General features: G+C 39.7%; 15 protein-coding genes. 7 read left to right on the forward strand and 8 right to left on the reverse strand.

The genetic code is table 11. The annotated features are described in order from the left end of the window. Positions 1 to 24: 24 nt before the first annotated feature. Positions 25 to 1,404, reverse strand: coding sequence for an ISL3 family transposase (locus ALLST_RS0103405; protein WP_019892657.1), 1,380 nt, complete (start codon positions 1,402 to 1,404; stop codon positions 25 to 27). Between the two features lie 206 nt (positions 1,405 to 1,610). On the opposite strand from ALLST_RS0103405, the gene ALLST_RS0103410 reads away from it, so the two are divergent. Both ALLST_RS0103410 and ALLST_RS0103415 read left to right on the forward strand, forming a co-directional pair. Beyond that, the gene (locus tag ALLST_RS0103410; RefSeq protein ID WP_019892658.1) at positions 1,611 to 1,901 is read left to right on the forward strand and encodes a CD1845 family protein; all 291 of its coding nucleotides are present in this window, start codon (positions 1,611 to 1,613) and stop codon (positions 1,899 to 1,901) included. A 92-nt stretch (positions 1,902 to 1,993) separates the two neighbouring features. Further along, positions 1,994 to 3,391 carry a relaxase/mobilization nuclease domain-containing protein gene (locus ALLST_RS0103415; RefSeq protein ID WP_026472759.1) on the forward strand — a complete coding sequence of 466 codons (1,398 nt, stop codon included), beginning with the start codon at positions 1,994 to 1,996 and terminating at the stop codon, positions 3,389 to 3,391. 181 nt (positions 3,392 to 3,572) lie between these two features. On the opposite strand, the gene ALLST_RS0103420 is transcribed toward ALLST_RS0103415, so the two are convergent. The 5 genes from ALLST_RS0103420 to ALLST_RS10990 form a co-directional block, all read right to left on the reverse strand. Further along, complete coding sequence (locus ALLST_RS0103420) at positions 3,573 to 4,193, reverse strand: hypothetical protein (RefSeq protein WP_019892660.1); 621 nt, start codon at positions 4,191 to 4,193, stop codon at positions 3,573 to 3,575. A 1-nt stretch (position 4,194) separates the two neighbouring features. Beyond that, positions 4,195 to 4,908 (reverse strand): MFS transporter, encoded by a 714-nt coding sequence (locus ALLST_RS0103425; protein WP_019892661.1) that lies wholly within the window; start codon positions 4,906 to 4,908, stop codon positions 4,195 to 4,197. A gap of 2 nt (positions 4,909 to 4,910) precedes the next feature. Further along, entirely contained in the window at positions 4,911 to 6,689 is a 1,779-nt protein-coding gene (locus ALLST_RS10985) for an SPFH domain-containing protein (RefSeq protein ID WP_019892662.1), read from the reverse strand. An 18-nt stretch (positions 6,690 to 6,707) separates the two neighbouring features. Further along, complete coding sequence (locus ALLST_RS0103435) at positions 6,708 to 9,095, reverse strand: TIR domain-containing protein (protein WP_156816558.1); 2,388 nt, start codon at positions 9,093 to 9,095, stop codon at positions 6,708 to 6,710. Positions 9,096 to 9,276: 181 nt separating this feature from the next. Continuing rightward, on the reverse strand, positions 9,277 to 9,828 hold the full coding sequence (locus ALLST_RS10990) for a helix-turn-helix transcriptional regulator (RefSeq protein ID WP_019892666.1): 552 nt from the start codon (positions 9,826 to 9,828) through the stop codon (positions 9,277 to 9,279). A 16-nt stretch (positions 9,829 to 9,844) separates the two neighbouring features. On the opposite strand from ALLST_RS10990, the gene ALLST_RS0103450 reads away from it, so the two are divergent. Continuing rightward, on the forward strand, positions 9,845 to 11,224 hold the full coding sequence (locus ALLST_RS0103450) for an ISL3 family transposase (protein ID WP_019892667.1): 1,380 nt from the start codon (positions 9,845 to 9,847) through the stop codon (positions 11,222 to 11,224). A gap of 227 nt (positions 11,225 to 11,451) precedes the next feature. On the opposite strand, the gene ALLST_RS0103455 is transcribed toward ALLST_RS0103450, so the two are convergent. Both ALLST_RS0103455 and ALLST_RS0103460 read right to left on the reverse strand, forming a co-directional pair. Next, positions 11,452 to 12,657 carry an MFS transporter gene (locus ALLST_RS0103455; protein ID WP_019892669.1) on the reverse strand — a complete coding sequence of 402 codons (1,206 nt, stop codon included), beginning with the start codon at positions 12,655 to 12,657 and terminating at the stop codon, positions 11,452 to 11,454. Continuing rightward, positions 12,638 to 13,120 (reverse strand): MarR family winged helix-turn-helix transcriptional regulator, encoded by a 483-nt coding sequence (locus ALLST_RS0103460; RefSeq protein WP_019892670.1) that lies wholly within the window; start codon positions 13,118 to 13,120, stop codon positions 12,638 to 12,640. Before ALLST_RS0103460 ends, ALLST_RS0103455 begins: the two co-directional genes overlap by 20 nt. Positions 13,121 to 13,513: 393 nt before the next feature. Between ALLST_RS0103460 and ALLST_RS10995 the strand changes: the two genes are divergently transcribed. From ALLST_RS10995 to ALLST_RS0103480, 4 genes are all read left to right on the forward strand, one after another. Next, positions 13,514 to 13,735: a hypothetical protein gene (locus tag ALLST_RS10995; RefSeq protein ID WP_169336051.1), complete on the forward strand. Its 222-nt coding sequence runs from the start codon at positions 13,514 to 13,516 to the stop codon at positions 13,733 to 13,735. Between the two features lies 1 nt (position 13,736). After that, positions 13,737 to 14,027: an aldehyde dehydrogenase family protein gene (locus tag ALLST_RS11000; RefSeq protein ID WP_026472763.1), complete on the forward strand. Its 291-nt coding sequence runs from the start codon at positions 13,737 to 13,739 to the stop codon at positions 14,025 to 14,027. Between the two features lie 613 nt (positions 14,028 to 14,640). Continuing rightward, complete coding sequence (gene baiCD / locus ALLST_RS0103475) at positions 14,641 to 16,560, forward strand: bile acid Fe-S flavoenzyme BaiCD (RefSeq protein ID WP_019892671.1); 1,920 nt, start codon at positions 14,641 to 14,643, stop codon at positions 16,558 to 16,560. A 10-nt stretch (positions 16,561 to 16,570) separates the two neighbouring features. Beyond that, entirely contained in the window at positions 16,571 to 18,496 is a 1,926-nt protein-coding gene (locus ALLST_RS0103480; protein ID WP_019892672.1) for an FAD-dependent oxidoreductase, read from the forward strand. The last annotated feature ends 23 nt before the right edge of the window (positions 18,497 to 18,519 follow it).

The following is an 18,519-nucleotide window of genomic DNA, read 5'->3' on the forward strand; positions in this document are numbered from 1 at the left end:
AAATCGTGTGGGATCATCTATGAATCAAGCTGATCGATAACGACTCATGTCGATTAATTTCAAGAAGAAATATTCGTCATCTCGAAAACCATAAGACATTCTTCGAACCGTTTTGATTCTATTATTGATCCCTTCTATTTTGCCATTAGACAAGCGTAGAATCGCATGACTAATCAATCCATTCCAGTGTTTGAGGATTAAGTTAGAGAACCATTTAAAATGTTCATTCTTTGTCGCATTACAGATTTCTACAATATGCGTAAGATGATTTGCCATTGTATTTTCGTCACTTGTCGCATATGCCTCTTTTAGTTCTTCTTTAATGAGATCTATGGCGAAAAACAGTTCGTTCTCTTTCAATAGTTGTTTATATTTCTTCATTAACCCGCCTTTGCGAATTTTTGGTTCTTTTCGAAATAGGACATGACCAGAATCAAGAAGAGTTCCTTGACTCGCTAACGCATCCTTCCTTTCAAGTGTTTCTGGAGAGGATAGAAGAATATATCGGGTTTGTTTTAATGAACGAGCCTTACAAAGATTACCTTCTTCTATTAGGCGGCGCTGCTCGTCTTTTCTAACCATAGAAATGACCTTGTCATTAAAGTTTTTGATCAAATGAAAACGATCATACACAACCTGGATCCAAGGACATTTTTCATGGAATGCAGAGTAGAAATAGGCATTCATATCACAGCTCACTGCTTTAACGTGGCGCATCCAGTTGTATCCTACATGGTTGATAAAATCGTATACAATCTGTTTTTTCTTGCCAAAAGCGATCCATAGAATGTGTCCTGTATCCAAATCGATAATATGAGTGGCATATTGATGGTGGTTATGAAGTTTAAATTCATCGATACCTAGATAACGAGAATACTCAATAGGTTTTTTGAGTTTACGATGAGAGTCAACCTCTACCGTGTAGAGCTTTGAAAGACGATCTTTATCAATCGCTTTTACAGTATGCGGATCTACTCCACAGATCTGTGCGATCTTTTTAAGCGATAAATCGTGTCGTTCAAGATGATAGGTGATCTGTTTATATAGATCAGTGGTCATTCTATGATTGGGGCATTCATAAGGGATCTGCTGCACATGGGTTTTATGGCATTTTGGGCATTTGAATCGAGTAACCTTCACAAAAATTCTGCAAGTTGAATTTCCCTTGGATTCATGCTTGAGTACTCGAGTGATTTGACCATGAACATGCATAGTTGTTTTGCAACAAGGACAAACAGAATCTTCTGGAGTAATGAATTGTTCACCATAAATATGATAAAAAAGTTGTCCGGAATCGCTGACGATTAGATCAGTTGTTTGATTGATGAATCCAGTCAGTGATTCAGGATAAACAATAGCTCCAGGAATAGTTTGACTGATGGTCACAGAACAGTTAGTATGCATATGAGATCTCCTTAAGTTGTTTTGTGGTTATTACAATTTTAAAGAGATCTCTTTTCTTTTGTGAAAAAAGAGATTTAAAATTTTAATCCAAAAGACAAATCCCACACAGTTTTACTTAGAACCTTTAAATTTTTAATCCAAAATACAAATCCCACACAGTTTTACTTAGAACCTAAAATATTGTCAGAAAGAAGGAGGGATTTTCGATGAAGTTCATTTTGAAGATATTGTTTGCGCCTGTAATTGCTATCCTTGCTGTCATCATCTGGCTGAGCGCATTAACGCTGAAATTGTCCGCTTGGGTATTTGGCATCGTCAGTACAATTCTTGGTGTCCTCGGTTTGGCGGTTCTCCTGCTCGATAGCTTTATCAACGGTATCACCATTTTGGTATTTGCATTTCTCGTAAGTCCCGTTGGATTGCCGATGGTGGCTGCGTGGACGATTGGGCAGATGCAGAGATTCCGCTACTTCGTGCAGGATGCAGTTTACGGATAATTTCACTTCTATGCAAATTGCAGAGAAGTGAAAATGAGACGAGTATGGCTTCGGCTGTGCTCGTCTTTTTACATAGAAGGAGGTGAACGACCATAGCAATCACACGCATTATTCCCATGCACATCAACAAGGGCAAGACCATCGCTCAATGTATTACTGATAGAACGGACTACGCCATAAACCCTGATAAGACAAACAATGGAGAACTGATTTCTTGCTATGCCTGCGATTATCGCTCAATAGATGCAGAGTTCGCTTTGGCAAAGAGACAGTACCGCCACTTCACCGGCAAAGAGGAAAAGAACGATGTTATCGCTTACCAAGTTCGTCAATCCTTCAAACCCGGCGAGGTTACACCGGAGGAAGCAAATCAAATTGGCTATGACTTCGCTTCTCGTTTTCTCAAAGGAAAACACGCTTTCATCGTTTGCACTCATATCGACAAAGCCCATATTCACAATCACATCATTTGGAACTCCACCACGTTGGATTGTAAACGGAAGTTCCGAAATTTCTATGGCTCGGCAAGAGCTGTAGCACGGCTCAGCGATCTGATCTGTACTGAGCACCAATTATCTGTTATCCAAATTCCGCAGAGGGGCGGAACTTCCTATAGCAAGTGGAAAGGATTTAGGGGAAAACCTTCTCACCGTGAAGCTCTGCGAATTGCCATTGATGAAGCTCTGGAGCAAAAGCCGCACGACTTTGATGCGTTTCTCGCTCTGCTTGAAGAAGCAGGCTACAGAGCAAAACAAGGAAAGAATATCGCTTTCGATCACGATGGGTTTAAGCAAAAAATCTGTATGCACTCCCTGGGCAAAGAATACGACGAAGACGCTATCCGAGCCATCATCAAAGGGCAGAAAATTCATCAGCCCAAGAAGCGCAGAATGGTGTGGGATGCAAACAGACCTCAAACCATCATTGATATACAAGCCAAACTTGCCGCTGGTAAGGGTGAAGGCTATCGTCGTTGGGCGACGGTCGAGAACCTAAAGCGAATGGCCAAAACCAAGCTCTATATGGATGAGCACGGTTTCAGCTATGAAGCAATGTCAGACCGCAAGGCAGAATTGTCGGCAAAAGAAAAAGAGCTTTCTGCGAAAATCACAGAAGCTCAAAATCGTATTGCCGAGATAAACGTACTAAAGACCCATATCGTAAATTACTCCAAGACGAGGGATGTGTATGTTACCTACCGGAAGTCCGGTTACTCTAAAAAGTATTTGGAGGAACACGAGGCAGACATCATCATCCACAAAGCTGCGAAAAAGGCTTTTGATGAATTGGGCGTGAAGAAGCTCCCAACCGTCAAGAGCCTGCAAGTGGAATTTGCCGAACAACTCACAGCAAAAAAAGAAGCGTATGCCGAACTTAAAAAGGTTCGTGATGAGCTTCGAGACCTTGCAGTACACACGGCAAATTACGAAGAATTGCGTGATCTTGAGGAACGAGAGAAACGCAAAGAGAAAGAGCACGGTCGTGAATGACCGTGCTCAATTTAGCGTCGGAACGATGCGTAGCCACAGATGAAATCTGTGTTAAAGGGGTTCGGGGATGTTTCCCAGACAAGCGATTTATAAGCTCCTGCTTCGGCAGGGGCTTATAAATTTTGCACGAGTGGGTACCGCCGAGCACTGCTTGCTACAGATGTTTCCCTTTGTTCATACGTCATTGGATTTTGAATTTCGACCTAATCGCCGACTTTTTTATTTCTCTAATTGTTGCATCCAACTGGCGAGCCGCTACATATCCGTTTTCAACCATTGGAAGCAGTTCTGCAACAACGGCACCGGGGTCCTTGTTAAACAGCGAGTGGGTCAACTGATTGCGTTTATCTCGCCACTCTGTCTCCAAGTAGTTTAACGCTTTGTTGAATTCCAAGTTATCTGCTACGGGTTGCAAAGCTTTAACCAGGGCTTTTTGATAATCTGATAAATCCTCGTGGTCTTTCTTGCACCAAATCAAAAGTTCTTTGATGCGAGTAAGTTTCCCCGAAAGAGTATCAAACTTGTACTTAGCGTTAGGCTGCTCCATTACCAAGACATCACGAATTTCTTTTTTGATTTTCTTTGTTCCCGTAACCAAAGATCGTTTTTTCTCGGAAGTAAAGCCTATGTAATAAAGAAATGAAGATGTTCTGTCTTCAATCATAGCATAGAGAATCCAAATACATTCAAGGTAAAACTCTGAGGCTTTTGCTTTGTTGTATCGTTTGAAATTCTCTTTGTACGAAAGCCCTTTTTCTTGGTTGTCAGCTACCTTTTGTATCGGGTATTTAGCAGTAGCCATGTCAATGTACCTTAGATGCTTTGCAGATACGATTGCGTTCAGCCAAAGCGTTAGTGATTTTCTTGACAAGTGCAGTTGCTTCGGAAACATTGTTACTTTCAACATTCGCTTTCAACTCATTCAGCAGTACGTTAATCTTATCTTCTGCTTCCTTGGTTTTGGCGTTGCTAACGGGATCACTAAAACGAAACGCATCATTCAATTTTTCAAGTTCCGATTTTAAATTGGAATCTTCACAACAATCAACGATGCCTGCAATGTCGATCTGAAAATTAGTCACAACCTCGGTATCAACCTTAACAGTCTCATCAACGTGTTCTACCAAATCACGGGTATTATCTGTAATAATTACACCGATTGCTGCAGCACCCAACATAATTATGGACAACAACAGCGCCACCCAATATGGAACAGCAACAAATGCTCCAATAGTACAAATTACAATGCCAATCGCCAGTTGTGCAAGAGCATATACCGCACCAACTCTAAAAATCGGATAGCCATATATTTTGCTTACAAGTGTTTCCTTAGAGTTAAAGGCTTGATTGAAAACAAACAAACTGGCTGCGATTGCAATAATAGTAAAGGCAAATGAAATCCAGCTTGCTGCTACCTTATTGAACGGGATAATTAAAAAGCCAATAATATAAACGACAAGGATAATTGCATATATCGCAATAACCGATTTAGATTTTTTTCCTAAATTCATTTTCACAATTATCCCTCCCTCTTATGTCCGCACTCTGGACAGAACTTAGCAGAGATACCCTTGTTGCCGCATTCCGGACAATCCCAAGTCGTTGCTTCGGGTTTCTTGCTTCCGCACTCCGGACAGAACTTAGATGTGATATTCTTGTGTCCACAAGCGCAATCCCAACCAACTACAGGAGCAGGTTTCGGAGAACCACAATCCGGACAGAATTTGGACTTGATGTCTTTGCATCCACAAGCACAATTCCATGTATCAGCTGCAGGAGGCACTACGCTTCCACCAATTTCAGAAGATGTTTGCATGATCGGAGAAAGGGCATCTTTGGTCATACCAATTACGCCACCCATTGCTCCTAATGTTACACCAAGACCCGCAATGTCTCCAAGCGCAGAAGCAGCCCCACCAGAGCCGTTGCCAGTAATACCATTTTGCATAGCTTCCATACCAACCATGCGAGCAGTTTCCTGCTGATAGGTATAACCCTTCGCTCTCATTTCTTCTGCTTCTGCAAAAGCTTGAGCCTTGTATGCCTCTGCTTCTGCCTGTGCCTTTATTTTTAGTGCTTCTGCTTCGCCTTGAGCACCGACCATCTTCAACTGTGCTTCGGTCTGAGCTTCAAGAATTTTTCTGCTTTGCGCGGCTTCTGCTTCTGCCTTTCGGATTTCTTCTTCACGAACTTTCAAGGTCTTATCAGCAAACTGCTGTTTTAGACGGCGGAAGTTGGGATCATCATCCGGAGTCATGACAGCCGTTACAAAGAACTCCGGCATTGTCAAACCGTACTCCGCAAGAATCTCATTTATGGCAATGCGAAGCTTGTCGGATACGACATCAATATACTCGTCAATTTCAAGAATATTGATGTTGTTTTCTTTAATGATGCGGGCAAGATTGGCTTTTACCTTGGTCATTACAAGTGCCTTAAACTTGCCTACAACAGAAGAAATACTATAAGGATCGCCCATTACCTCGTTCTGCTTGAACTCGGATGCGGTTCCCACAAGCTTAACAAGGAGTTTTCTGGAATCGCTTACACGAAGGCTGAAGTTACCACAAGCACCGATCTCAATATGCAAACCGGATGCAGGGTCAAACAGACGAACCTTGCTGTCAGTACCCCATTTGATACCCATTTGTGTAGTGAGGTTAACAAAGTAAACCTCAGAATGGAACACCTCGGTGGTATTAGTCGGAAGCTTATATAGGTTTTCAAGCAACGGAATATTCTGTGTGGCAAGAGTATAGCGACCAGCACCGAACAAATCCAATGCCTTACCATCACGGAAGAAAATTGCTTCTTGGGATTCATGAACAATTAACTGAGATCCGAGATTGTAATCTTCGATAGGATGCTTCCATACAAAGGTGTCATTTCCACCTTCATACTTAATCACGCTTGCGAGACCTTGATTCTTGATGTTTTCTTTTGCAATTCGTTCCTGGACATCAATCACAGTATCGCAAAGAGGACAAGTGTACTTTGAACTACTCTTATCTGCTGAAAGCTTACAGCTACAAGAGGGACAAGTAAACTCTGCAAGCGCAGCCATGCTTTCTCTTGTATTGATCTTTTCGTGGCAGACAGGGCACTTTGCATCTTCGCCCTTACTTTGGTCATAAACAACGGTATTGCCACAAGAGGGGCAAACCTTCGACGAGAGCTTATCCGTTTTTACATTGATCGTATAGCCGCAAGCACAGTCGATTTTTTTCTTTGCAAAGAAGCCGGTAGAGGCTTCAGCATAACGTCCGCAACTCGGACATTCTATTACGAACTTTGACATTTTTACCAACCCCCTTAGTTACAGTTTGTAAGTGTTATTTGCTATCATTTCCTCGCATTTTGCGAGTTTTTGAGTAGAATCTTTATAGCGTCTTATCGCAGCAAATCCGCCTCGTGCCCAGTTAATATCATCCATGCTTTTGGCTTCTTCCATTGCTTGACAAGCTTGATAATAGACTGCTTCAGCATCAAAGGAACTGCTACCAAAGAGGCTCTTTTTCTTGTCTTTGGGTAACACATAGAAGGACTCAGAGTTCTTAATTATGTATCGCAATTCATCATCAGCTTTGATAATCATGGCGAGTGAATATTCATCAACCAATAGCGGCAATACTTTTTCGTCTTGTGCCAAAATGGCAATGATTTGACGATTCTCTAATTTCTGAACAACAGTAATCAGTTGCGCCTGCAGCGGGGTCAATTCATCATTTAAGTATTTTGCACTATCGAGATATTCGGTAATTTTTCTCTCGTTTCCTTCAATAGAAGCTTGTATTGCTTCAATCGAGCCAGCATCGTTGATGAATTTTTTTGATTGAGAAATCTTATCAGAGATACTCTCAATCAAAGAGGACAATTCTTTCACACGAGCAGAAAGCTCTTTCTTTTTAAAAAAAGCAAACATTCCCAAAGAAGAAAGTTCGTTATTTGCTTGCGACAACTGCTGTTGTGCTGTTTTAAGCTGAGCCTCAAAGGAAACAATTTGATCGGACTTGCTCTTAATCTCTTTCTGCTGCCCCTTAGCTTTTTCAATATCCTTTTTCAACTTCTCAACAGGAGCGGTCTTTTTTTCAATCTCTCTCGTTATCGCAAGAATCCTATCGTTGATCTGACAGTATTCAGACCAGATACTCATGGCGAGTTTTTTCCGTGAACGCCAAGATTCTTCGTATTTGGTTTTTAATTCAATAGAATCTCTGTAGGCACCAAGAGAATCAAGAATTTTGATACCATCTAAAAGAGTATCCTCGGAGATTGCATTTTCTAACATGGATACTGCAGTTTTATATTTTCCTTCAGTAAACAACTCATTAACCGTATCCTGGCATTCGTTTGCAAGAGATGAAGAATCTTTGTAATCACCTAACTCTTTGAATGCCTTTACCGCATTAGTATAATCAGAATCGGTTTTTGCTTTTTCTTTCATTCGTAATGCGGCTACATACTTTCTTTCCAAGATGCGAGTTTTAATAACGGTAATCGCATCGGTAAGTGAGGCTTTAAGAGTATCATCCGCAAACCGCATTGCCTTTTGATAGTAATTGTGATTATCAAAAGGTTCTTCGCAATCAGAAAGACTTTGCTGTGTTTTTACACGCAATTCAACCATCAGCTTTCCAACGTAGGCAAGAGCGTTTTGAGGCTCCAAGTCGAGAACTTTCTCACAATACTCGTCGGCACTATTCCAGTTGCCATCTTCGAGGAACATAAACACTCTCTGCAGAAGCGGAGTTGTAGTAGCACTATTCGTGTTAACCACTACGGTTTCTTTTTTTGTTTCTTTCGGTTTGCTTGCAGAAAGGACTTTCTTAATTCCACGAACAACATCGTTGATAAAACCGATCTTACCCATATCTTGCGCTTGAAGATGGGCAAACTCCTCCGGAAGTTCATAGGCATCCATATCCTTATAACAAGGAATCAAAATCTTTGAACGATCCTTCTTCATTATCTTCAAGAAGCGAGACCACTCGTTCTTGACCCAAACAGCGTTAAAATATTCGGGCTTAGTACCAATGGACAACATCACTTTTGCAGAATTGAGTGCTGCAAAGATACATGGCTCATATGCAGAACCAAGTTTGTCCTCAAGCGTTATTGCCGCATAGAAAACCTTAAAGCCCTCCTGTGTGAGCTGATAGTAGATGTCATTTGCGATAACACTATCTTGTGTACGTCTGCCGGTTTCGTCTGTCTCCTTATAGCAGATAAACACATCATAAGGGTCTTCCTTTTGAGAAAGAGCGATAATCTCTTTCTGTAAACGGTCAATCTCTTTAGCTTCAGATTCGTAAATGCCTCGCTGTATGCTGTCGGCATAATTCAACGCAGATTTATAATCATCATCTGCAATAATGGAATCTAATGAGGTTCGGTGACAAGTGGGAACCCGCTTAAACGTAGCGGGATCTTCCACATATTCGATACCGAACTTACACAGAATCAATCCCCAGTATGCTTCTGCCTGGGTATTATCTGCTTGGACTATTCTTTCGTAGATTTGTTCTGCTTTGTCAAACTCGCTTTTCATACGCAGAATGTTTGCACGATTAAATAACCCCTGCAGGTTTTCATCTTTTGCGGAGGGAACTGTTTGTGTCGTGCCACAAAAATCACATTCTATGACCGTGTTGCCTTCGCTAACACTCAGCTCACCGCCGCACATTTTACATTTATAGATAGCCAATTAAAACACCGCCCTTTCTCTGAAAACGTTCGTTTGAGTGGTTCCACAAAAATCACACTCAACAATTTTCATACCCTCCGTAACAGAGAGGTCGCCGCCACACATTTTACACTTCAGTATAGCCATAATCCTGTTCTCCTTTATATTTGCTTATTGTTTTACAGTAGTTTGGGTGAGAAAGTCATTTGGAGGACTTACATCTTGCGTATTCCATCATCACCATAGCACGAATTGCCCCTTTTGCTTGCTCATCTAAGTGCTCAATAATTTCCTCTGAGTTGTTTCCAAGAAAGGAACTCAATTCATAATCAGAAAAGTCTATTCCATCATTGAATCGGGTGATCAACTCCTGCGGAAAAATCGAAAGCTGTCGAATCATTTTATGTGTTTTTCTGTTGTGATCATAGAACAACACTAACGATAGGTATGTGCTCCAAGCCATTTTTCTAACTTTTCTTTCCATGGCACTATAGGTCTGTCTCGACACACCTATTAAATTTGCAAGTTCTTCCTGTGATATTTCCGCCTTTGTTCTTAATACTGTAAGGTTTGGAGTTAACATGGCGATAAAGCTGTCTTTTTCTTCGTCAGTCAACAGCCATTTAGATTCAACCTGCATATTTAAAGGTTCTAAGTAAAATTGTGTGAGATTTGTCTTTTGGATTAAAAATTTAAATCTCTTTTTTCGCAAAAGAAAAGAGATATCTTTAAAATTGTAATTACGACAAAACAACTTAAGGAGATCTCATATGCATACTAACTGTTCTGTGACGATCAGTCAAACTATTCCTGGAGCTATTGTTTATCCTGAATCACTGACTGGATTCATCAATCAAACAACTAATCTAATCGTCAGCGATTCAGGACAACTTTTTTATCATATTTATGGTGAACAATTCATTACTCCAGAAGATTCTGTTTGTCCTTGTTGCAAAACAACTATGCATGTTCGTGGTCAAATCACTCGAGTACTCAAGCATGAATCCAAGGGAAATTCAACTTGCAGAATTTTTGTGAAGGTTACTCGATTCAAATGCCCAAAATGCCATAAAACCCATGTGCAGCAGATCCCTTATGAATGCCCCAATCATAGAATGACCACTGATCTATATAAACAGATCACCTATCATCTTGAACGACACGATTTATCGCTTAAAAAGATCGCACAGACCTGTGGAGTAGATCCACATACTGTAAAAGCGATTGATAAAGATCGTCTTTCAAAGCTCTACACGACAGAGGTTGACTCTCATCGCAAGCTCAAAAAACCTATGGAGTATTCTCGTTATCTAGGCATTGATGAATTTAAACTTCATAACCATCATCAATATGCCACTCACATTATCGATCTTGATACAGGACATATCCTATGGATCGCTTTTGGAAAGAAAAAACAAATTGTATATGATTTTATCAACCATGTAGGATACAACTGGATGCGTCACGTTAAAGCAGTGAGCTGTGATATGAATGCCTATTTTTACTCGGCATTCCATGAAAAGTGTCCTTGGATCCAGGTTGTGTATGATCGTTTTCATTTGATCAAAAACTTTAATGACAAGGTCATTTCTATGGTTAGAAAAGACGAGCAGCGCCGCTTAATCGGAGAAGGTAATCTTTGTAAGGCTCGTTCATTAAAACAAACACGATATATTCTTCTGTCCTCTCCAGAAACACTTGAAAGGAAGGATGCGTTAGCGAGTCAAGGAACTCTTCTTGATTCTGGTCATGTCCTATTTCGAAAAGAACCAAAAATTCGCAAAGGCGGGTTAATGAAGAAATATAAACAACTATTGAAAGAGAACGAACTGTTTTTCGCCATAGATCTTATTAAAGAAGAACTAAAAGAGGCATATGCGACAAGTGACGAAAATACAATGGCAAATCATCTTACGCATATTGTAGAAATCTGCAATGCGACAAAGAATGAACATTTTAAATGGTTCTCTAACTTAATCCTCAAACACTGGAATGGATTGATTAGTCATGCGATTCTACGTTTGTCTAATGGCAAAATAGAAGGGATCAATAATAGAATCAAAACGGTTCGAAGAATGTCTTATGGTTTTCGAGATGACGAATATTTCTTCTTGAAATTAATCGACATGAGTCGTTATCGATCAGCTTGATTCATAGATGATCCCACACGATTTTCCATAGAGCCTAAAAGGTTCTAAGTAAAACTGTGTGGGATTTGTCTTTTGGATTGTTATCCAATCGGTTTTGTTTAGATATTTTTCTCATTTTGTCTATATATATGGGCAAAAACTACATTTTATTTTTCACAAAAGAAAAGTTGGAAATTAGAAATCAATATATTTTAGGGTTAGTTGAATTCAAGTGAATCAATTGCTGATTATTGGTTTGATGAGCGCATTTTTGTTGCTAATAATAATGCGGCAATAAGAGATAAGATGCCCCCAAACATAAAGGGTGCAAAGACACCAATTTTATCCCATAAAAAACCAGCGATCACACTTGCGGGAAGTAAAGCAATTCCAACAAGGGTGGAATGGAGGCCAAGCATCGTTCCTTTTAATTTGGTAGGAGCAATTTCAGCAATAAAGGCTCGTTCTGCACCAGCTGTCATTGCTGTATAAATGCCATAGACCACAAAGATTAAAATCATCAGCGGTTTGGATGTACAAAACGCAAATCCAAAATAAACAAGAGAGAAAGTAAGATATCCGCCAACGAGTAAATGTTTTCTGCCAATTTTATCCGAGAGCTTACCACAAGGAATGGCAAACAATGAAGCAGTTAGATTATATATAAAATAAAGTAAAATCGTCGTGCTACTATCAAAGCCAATATTATAGGCGCGAAGCAATAAAAAGCTATTGGAAGAATTGCCGAGTGTAAATAAAAAGGCAATCACGAGATAGAGTTTTAAATTGTGATCGAGTTGGGAAATGTTTTTCCAAAAATATTCTCGTTGCATCGGTTCGCGTTTTTCTTTTTTCTCATGAACAAAGAAAAAGAGCAATAATGCGATCACAATTGGAATAATTGAAATCGCAAAGATTATTTTGTAGCTTTCGGGATTGGAGCCAATTTTTTTTAGGAGAATAAAAGACAGTAAAATCCCAATAGCGGATCCAGCCATGTCGAGCATTTTATGGATGCCAAACGATTTTCCCATATTGTTTTGATCGGCACTTTCCGAAACCATCACATCACGAGGGGCTGTACGAATTCCTTTACCAAAGCGGTCGATCACGCGCGCACTTAAAATGCCACTCCAAGAAGTCGCAAAGATTAGGGCAATTTTATACAACAATCCGGTCGCATAACCCGAGAGTGCGATCGCTTTTTTATGTTGGAAGCGATCGCTAATATAGCCACTAAATACTTTCAACAAACTTGCGATACATTCGGCAATTCCTTCAATTAATCCGACCAAAACGGGCGTTGCCCCAAAGGCAGCGGTGAGATAAAGCGGGATTAATGGATAAACCATCTCGCTAGAAATGTCCGCAAAACAACTAATGAGGCCTAGTAAGATGATGTTGCGCATTCCTTTAGATATGAGTTTTTTTCGACTATTTGTTTTCTCTATCATGATCAGCATCTCCAATCCGTTCTTTGACATGCTTAAAACCATTACGCGCTTCTTGTTTGGATCGTACATATAATTTGTCTAAGATCTCGCAAAATATATCGCATTCTTCATAGGATAAATCTTCTACAAGCCAATCATAGAAAGTAGCTTCAATGTATTCTTTGGAGTTTTTCAAATGATCTGCTTTTGGTGTAGCAAAAAGTAGTTGGCTTCGCCGATCTGTCGGATGCGTTTTACGCACTAAATAACCTTTAGCCTCTAAAGCGGCAGCGCGTCTAGCGGCGGCGCCTTTATCGATTTTTAATTGTTCACGAATTTGGGCTTGGGTGAGTCCGGGATGATGGCGTAATAGGTGAATAAAATCGAATTCAGCAGTGCCAATGCCATCTTCTTTCATCGTCTGTAGTGTAAACTTGTTTACTTCACGAGCTATTTTTGTGATGTATCTTTTGGTGCGATCCATAAACCCTCCTGCAAGATAGATGTAGTATCAACTAAAAGGATGATGCTACATCTATCTTGAAAATGCAATCGTTCAAGCAGGATTTGATCTTGTTGTTTTAGAAATTGTGAGTGAAATCAGGATTTTTTTAAAATCCAAAGTCTTGCCTAATACAGAAGAGAATATAAAAACTTTTCAATTATCACCATGATGATTTGGATTAAATGCTTTGCGAATGACCATCAAATAGGTAAGTGAAACGGTTTAAAACAATTTTTTTAATTTGTTGAATACAAAAGATTCGAATTAAAAGTGAGCGCTTACTCACTTAGTTGGCTAAAGAAAAAGGAAATTAGAATTGTCGTAAATCTAGTTTATTGATTGATCAATAAACTAGATTTACGACAAGGAACAATGATTCCCGTATCTTTTCGTATTGCTCAACTCAAAAAACTATATGTGACGATCCAAAAATATGAAGAAGAAATTGGTGAAGCTTTAAAAGCGGATTTAGAAAAAATTCATCATGGAGCTTTTATGTGTGAGATTGGTCTTGTACTTTCAGAAATCTCCTATATGATTCGCCATACACCAAAATTTGCGAAAAGAAAAACAGTATATACCTCACTAGCCTAATTTGCCTCGCATAGTTTCAAGCAATCAAAATCATATTCAACCTGTCAGTCAAAAACGATCTTATGGTGGTGGTTGTATCAATGATGTGGTCATCCATCTTGCGACAAGTGGCATGGGCTTTGGTGGTGTAGGTGAAAGTGGGATGGGATCATATCATGGACAAGATGGATTTGATGCGTTCTCTCATTATAAATCGATTGTGGATAAAAAAACGTGGCTTGATTTGCCTATGCGCTATCAGCCTTTTCAAAATAAATTTTACGAAAAATTACTCCATCTCTTTTTAAGATAAATACGGAATTTAGGAAGTCTTCGCCAGAAGGCTTTTTTTATATCATGCATGAAATGAATTTGTCTTTGATAGGGTAAAAAACAGAAACTGTATGATGATGTTCTCTAATTGTTCAATACAAAAAAAGAATTGAAATCAATAGTGTATGCATTTTCTTTGATCTGTATCTTTCTATGCGTGAAAAAATTCGCAAATTCGGGTTGCTTTTTGGATTGTTTTTTGATTTTTTCGCTAGAAACCAATGTTTTTTTTTAAGAAAAATAAACAATGTGAAAAAATAGTTTTTAGTGTATAAAAATCTAAAAAATGCTTTGGAAAACTCATTTTGTGAGCATTTTTGTTTTTTCTATAATGATACTGTTATCAAAAATATAGGAGTATGTCCTAGTGAAAATTAGGAATAATGAAAACTAGAATATTGATGCGAATGACATACGGATCGTGATTGTTTTATAAGGTGGTTTTTAACATAATCCTTCTTCAAAAATACCTTATAAAGTTTAATTACAAGTACACAAAAACTAATCGATCATGATTATTTTTATGCAAATTCACACAAGAATTTCAGTTTTCATTCCTATAATGAAGATAGAAGAACAAAGGAGAATCATGCATGTTTGATCAATTATTTGCACCAATCAAAATCCGTGATATGGAGCTTAAAAATCGAATCATTTTACCCGCTATGGGAACAAGAATGGCAGATGATAAAGGATTTGTGACGGATAAATTAGTCGCTTATCATGCCGAACGAGCAAAAGGCGGATGTGGCTTAAACATTGTTGAAGTCGCAGCAGTGCATACACCAAGTGCGCCAGCTCACTTTGTTTCGATCAGTGAAGATTGCTTTATTGAAGGGCATAAAAAACTAACTGATGCGATCCATGAACAAGGGGGCAAAGCCGCTATTCAATTATGGCAAGGATCCATTGCCGCATGTATGGATCCAAGAGCACAAATGCTTGTCGTTTCGGATATGAATTTTGGTGGCCATACGATTCCAGCAATCACCAAAGAACAAATTCAGGAAGTGATCGCATGCTACGGAAAAGCAGCGGCTCGTGCTGTACAAGCCGGATACGACTGCTTGGAATTCCATTTAGCACACAATTATTTACCTCATTCTTTTTTAAGTGGAGGATTTAACCATCGTGATGATGAATATGGTGGAAGTTTTGAAAATCGTTGTCGCTTCCCATTAGAAGTCATTGACGAAATTCGTAAAAATATTCCTGAAGGAATGCCTTTATTTATTCGTATTGATGCCCAAGATGACATGTTAGAAGGCGGAATGACAATTGAAGATACAATTCGTTTCTGTAATATCGCCAAAGAACATGGTGTCGATGTATTAGACGTATCAAGAGGAAATATCATTACTGCAGCAAGTATGTATGAAGTTCCACCAATTGATGTTCCAAATGGATTCAATATTCAAAATGCCGCGAAGATTCGCAAAGAAACAGGCATGTTAACCGTTGGGGTAGGTCGTATTAATACCGAAAAACTCGCAAATGAATTAATTGAAAGCGATCAAGTCGACATGGTTGTAATGGGTCGCGCTCAACTTGCAGATCCTGAATTTGCCAATAAAGCCCATGATGGTCGCGTAGATGAAATTGTTCATTGTGTAGGATGCAACCAAGGTTGCTACGATGGATTTACCGATGTGATGAACCGTCCTCATATTACTTGCATGCGCAATCCAATGATTGGTCATGAAAATGAATACACATTTGAACAAGCGGATGAAGCGAAAAATGTATGGGTCATCGGTGGCGGTGTAGGCGGTATGGAAGCAGCACAAGTTCTTCAAGCTCGTGGACACAACGTTACATTATTTGAAGCAAGTGATCATTTAGGTGGTGAATTCTTATTAGCCGGAGAAGCACCAGGAAAAGCAGAAATGAAAGAAGCGGCAAAAGAAATGGGCCGTCAAACTGAACAACGCGTTTTAGTGAAAAAGAATACAACTGTAGATGCAAATATGATTAAAGAGGGGAATGTCGATGCGGTAGTCATTGCGATTGGCGCAAACCCAATTGAAATTCCAATCGAAGGAATGGACACTTTACCTCATGCTTCGGCACCAGAAGTTTTACGTCATGAAGTTTGTCCAAAAGGTCGCGTTGCCGTAATCGGTGGGGGACTTGTTGGTTTAGAAACAGCTGACACTTTAGCAAGTGATGGTTGTCAAGTGACGATTTTAGAAATGAAAGATGCAATTGGCAGTGATTTAGGTAGCTTACGTAAAATTGCAGTCATGATGAAAATGGCACAGTTACAAGTTGATATGCGTCCAAATAGCCGTGTATGTAAATTCACAAATGAAGGCATCGTTTTAGAAGATGGCAGCACGGTTGCTTGTGACTTTGCAGTCTTTGCGGTTGGATATAAAGCCAAGGATAGCGAAGATTTAGTACAAGCTTGCCAAGATCAAAATATCCCATGCTATGTCATCGGGGATGCAAAAAGAGCACGTCGTGCAATTGATGCGATTGCTGAAGGATTTGAAGTTGCTAGAACTCTATAGGAGATAAAAAATGAAAACGATGTTTACTCCGCTTCAAATTGCGGGAATGGAAGTTAAAAACCGTACCTTTATGGCGCCAATGTCTTTAGGCTATGAAAGCCAAGACGGAACGATCAATGAAAAAATGGAGGCGTATTGGTTACGCCGTGCCCAAGGTGGTGTGGGTTGTATTATTGTCGATGCGACAAGTGTCGATCCAAACGTTCCTTATTTAGGAAATACACTTTGCTTTAGAAGTGAAGAGAGCATTCAAAAATATAAGAGTTTTACAGATAAAGTGCATGAATACGGATGCAAGATCATTCCTCAAATCACACATCCCGGACCAGAAAGTGTCAGTGCCTTTTATGGAGTTGCGCCACTAGCAAGTAGTGTTTATCCCAACTCAATGGGACAAATGACTCGCGAAGTTGCACTTGAAGAAATTCCCGGCATCATCGACTTATATGTTAAAGCAAGTATGGATGCCAAACGGGCTGGCTTTGATGGGATTGAGTTGCATTGTGCCCATGCCTATATGTTACTAGGATCTTTCTTATCTCCTTTACGGAATAAAAGAACAGATGCTTATGGAGGCAGCTTATTAAATCGGGCTCGTTTATTATTTGAAGTAATCGATGGCATTAAAGCGGCATGTGGAAAAGATTTCCCAATCGTATTACGCATGTCGGGAAGCGAACGTGACCTACAAGGAAATACGCTCGAAGATATGAAACGCTTGATTCCATATTTAGAACAACATGGCGTGGATTGTTTTGAAATCAGTGGTGGAACGCAATATGAACGCTGCAACAAGATCATCCCTTGCCATGGAGAAGCAGAATTTGCCAACTTACAAGAAGCAAAAGCGATTAAAGCCGTAGCGACAAAACCAGTCATTACCGTAGGAAAAATTTTAGATGCCAAACTCGCTGAAGATGTTTTAGACGCAGGTGAAGTTGATGGTGTAGTCATTGGACGTGCTTTATTAGCTGATCCGGATTTTGTCAATAAAGCTCAAGAAGAACGCTACGATGAAATTGCTCCTTGTGCAGCTTGTGGCATTGGATGCGTTGGAGAACAGACCAAACGTCGTCCAGCAACTTGCGTGATTAACCCAACAGCAGGACGAGAATTAGAATTTGAGTGCACACCAACAAAAGAAGCGAAAGATATCGTTGTTGTCGGTGCTGGAATTGGTGGTCTTGCCGCAGCGCGCATTTTAGCAAAACGAGGACATCGAGTAATCGTTTTAGAAAAAGAAAGCAAAGCGGGTGGACAGATCAATTTAGCTTGTCGTCCTCCATATAAACAAGAAGTATCAAAATGGATCATTTACTTATTAAACGAATGTGCTCGCTATGGTGTTGAGATTCGTTATCAAAGTGAAGCAACTTCTTCAGTAATTGAACAATTCAGTCCACAAATCGTGATTTTAGCAACAGGGGCAAAACCAATTGTTCTTCCAGTAGAAGGAAGCGAATCTTTAATTCAAGCTAACGATGTTTTAAGTGGATCGATCAATATTCTAGGCGGTAACGTGGCCATTATTGGTGGCGGTATGGTCGGAATGGAAACGGCAGAATATATCCTTCACCATGCTCGAGGCAATGCCCGAGTCACATTAATTGAAATGATGGATGCGATTGGTCAAGGTATGGTACCTAATAACTTAGTCCCAACGCTCAAACGCTTTAAAGAAGAAGGCGTACAAATGATCACAAGTGCAAAAGTGCAAAGCATTCATGATGGCACAATCACTGTTGAAACCAAACAAGGTCAAGTCAGCTATCCAGGCTTCACACATGTTGTTTGTGCAGTAGGTTCAAAACCATGGAATCCTTTATATGAAGGATTAAAAGATCGATTTGAAACGTATGTGATTGGCGATGCGAATGGTGTTGCACAAGCATTAGAAGCAGTTCGGGCTGCTTACGAATTAGGTTACAAATTATAAGATCGACATCGCTTTATACAACA

Origin of the sequence: Allobaculum stercoricanis DSM 13633 (assembly GCF_000384195.1) — a bacterium.
GTDB lineage: Bacteria > Bacillota_I > Bacilli_A > Erysipelotrichales > Erysipelotrichaceae > Allobaculum > Allobaculum stercoricanis.

What these genes read in the sequence shown, in the direction of transcription:
- ALLST_RS0103405 (WP_019892657.1), bottom strand. Translation starts at nt 1,404, where the DNA reads ATGCATACTAACTGTTCTGTGACCATCAGTCAAACTATTCCTGGAGCT.
- ALLST_RS0103410 (WP_019892658.1), top strand. Translation starts at nt 1,611, where the DNA reads ATGAAGTTCATTTTGAAGATATTGTTTGCGCCTGTAATTGCTATCCTT.
- ALLST_RS0103420 (WP_019892660.1), bottom strand. Translation starts at nt 4,193, where the DNA reads ATGGCTACTGCTAAATACCCGATACAAAAGGTAGCTGACAACCAAGAA.
- ALLST_RS10985 (WP_019892662.1), bottom strand. Translation starts at nt 6,689, where the DNA reads ATGTCAAAGTTCGTAATAGAATGTCCGAGTTGCGGACGTTATGCTGAA.
- ALLST_RS0103450 (WP_019892667.1), top strand. Translation starts at nt 9,845, where the DNA reads ATGCATACTAACTGTTCTGTGACGATCAGTCAAACTATTCCTGGAGCT.
- ALLST_RS0103455 (WP_019892669.1), bottom strand. Translation starts at nt 12,657, where the DNA reads ATGATAGAGAAAACAAATAGTCGAAAAAAACTCATATCTAAAGGAATG.
- ALLST_RS0103460 (WP_019892670.1), bottom strand. Translation starts at nt 13,120, where the DNA reads ATGGATCGCACCAAAAGATACATCACAAAAATAGCTCGTGAAGTAAAC.
- ALLST_RS10995 (WP_169336051.1), top strand. Translation starts at nt 13,514, where the DNA reads ATGATTCCCGTATCTTTTCGTATTGCTCAACTCAAAAAACTATATGTG.
- baiCD (WP_019892671.1), top strand. Translation starts at nt 14,641, where the DNA reads ATGTTTGATCAATTATTTGCACCAATCAAAATCCGTGATATGGAGCTT.
- ALLST_RS0103480 (WP_019892672.1), top strand. Translation starts at nt 16,571, where the DNA reads ATGAAAACGATGTTTACTCCGCTTCAAATTGCGGGAATGGAAGTTAAA.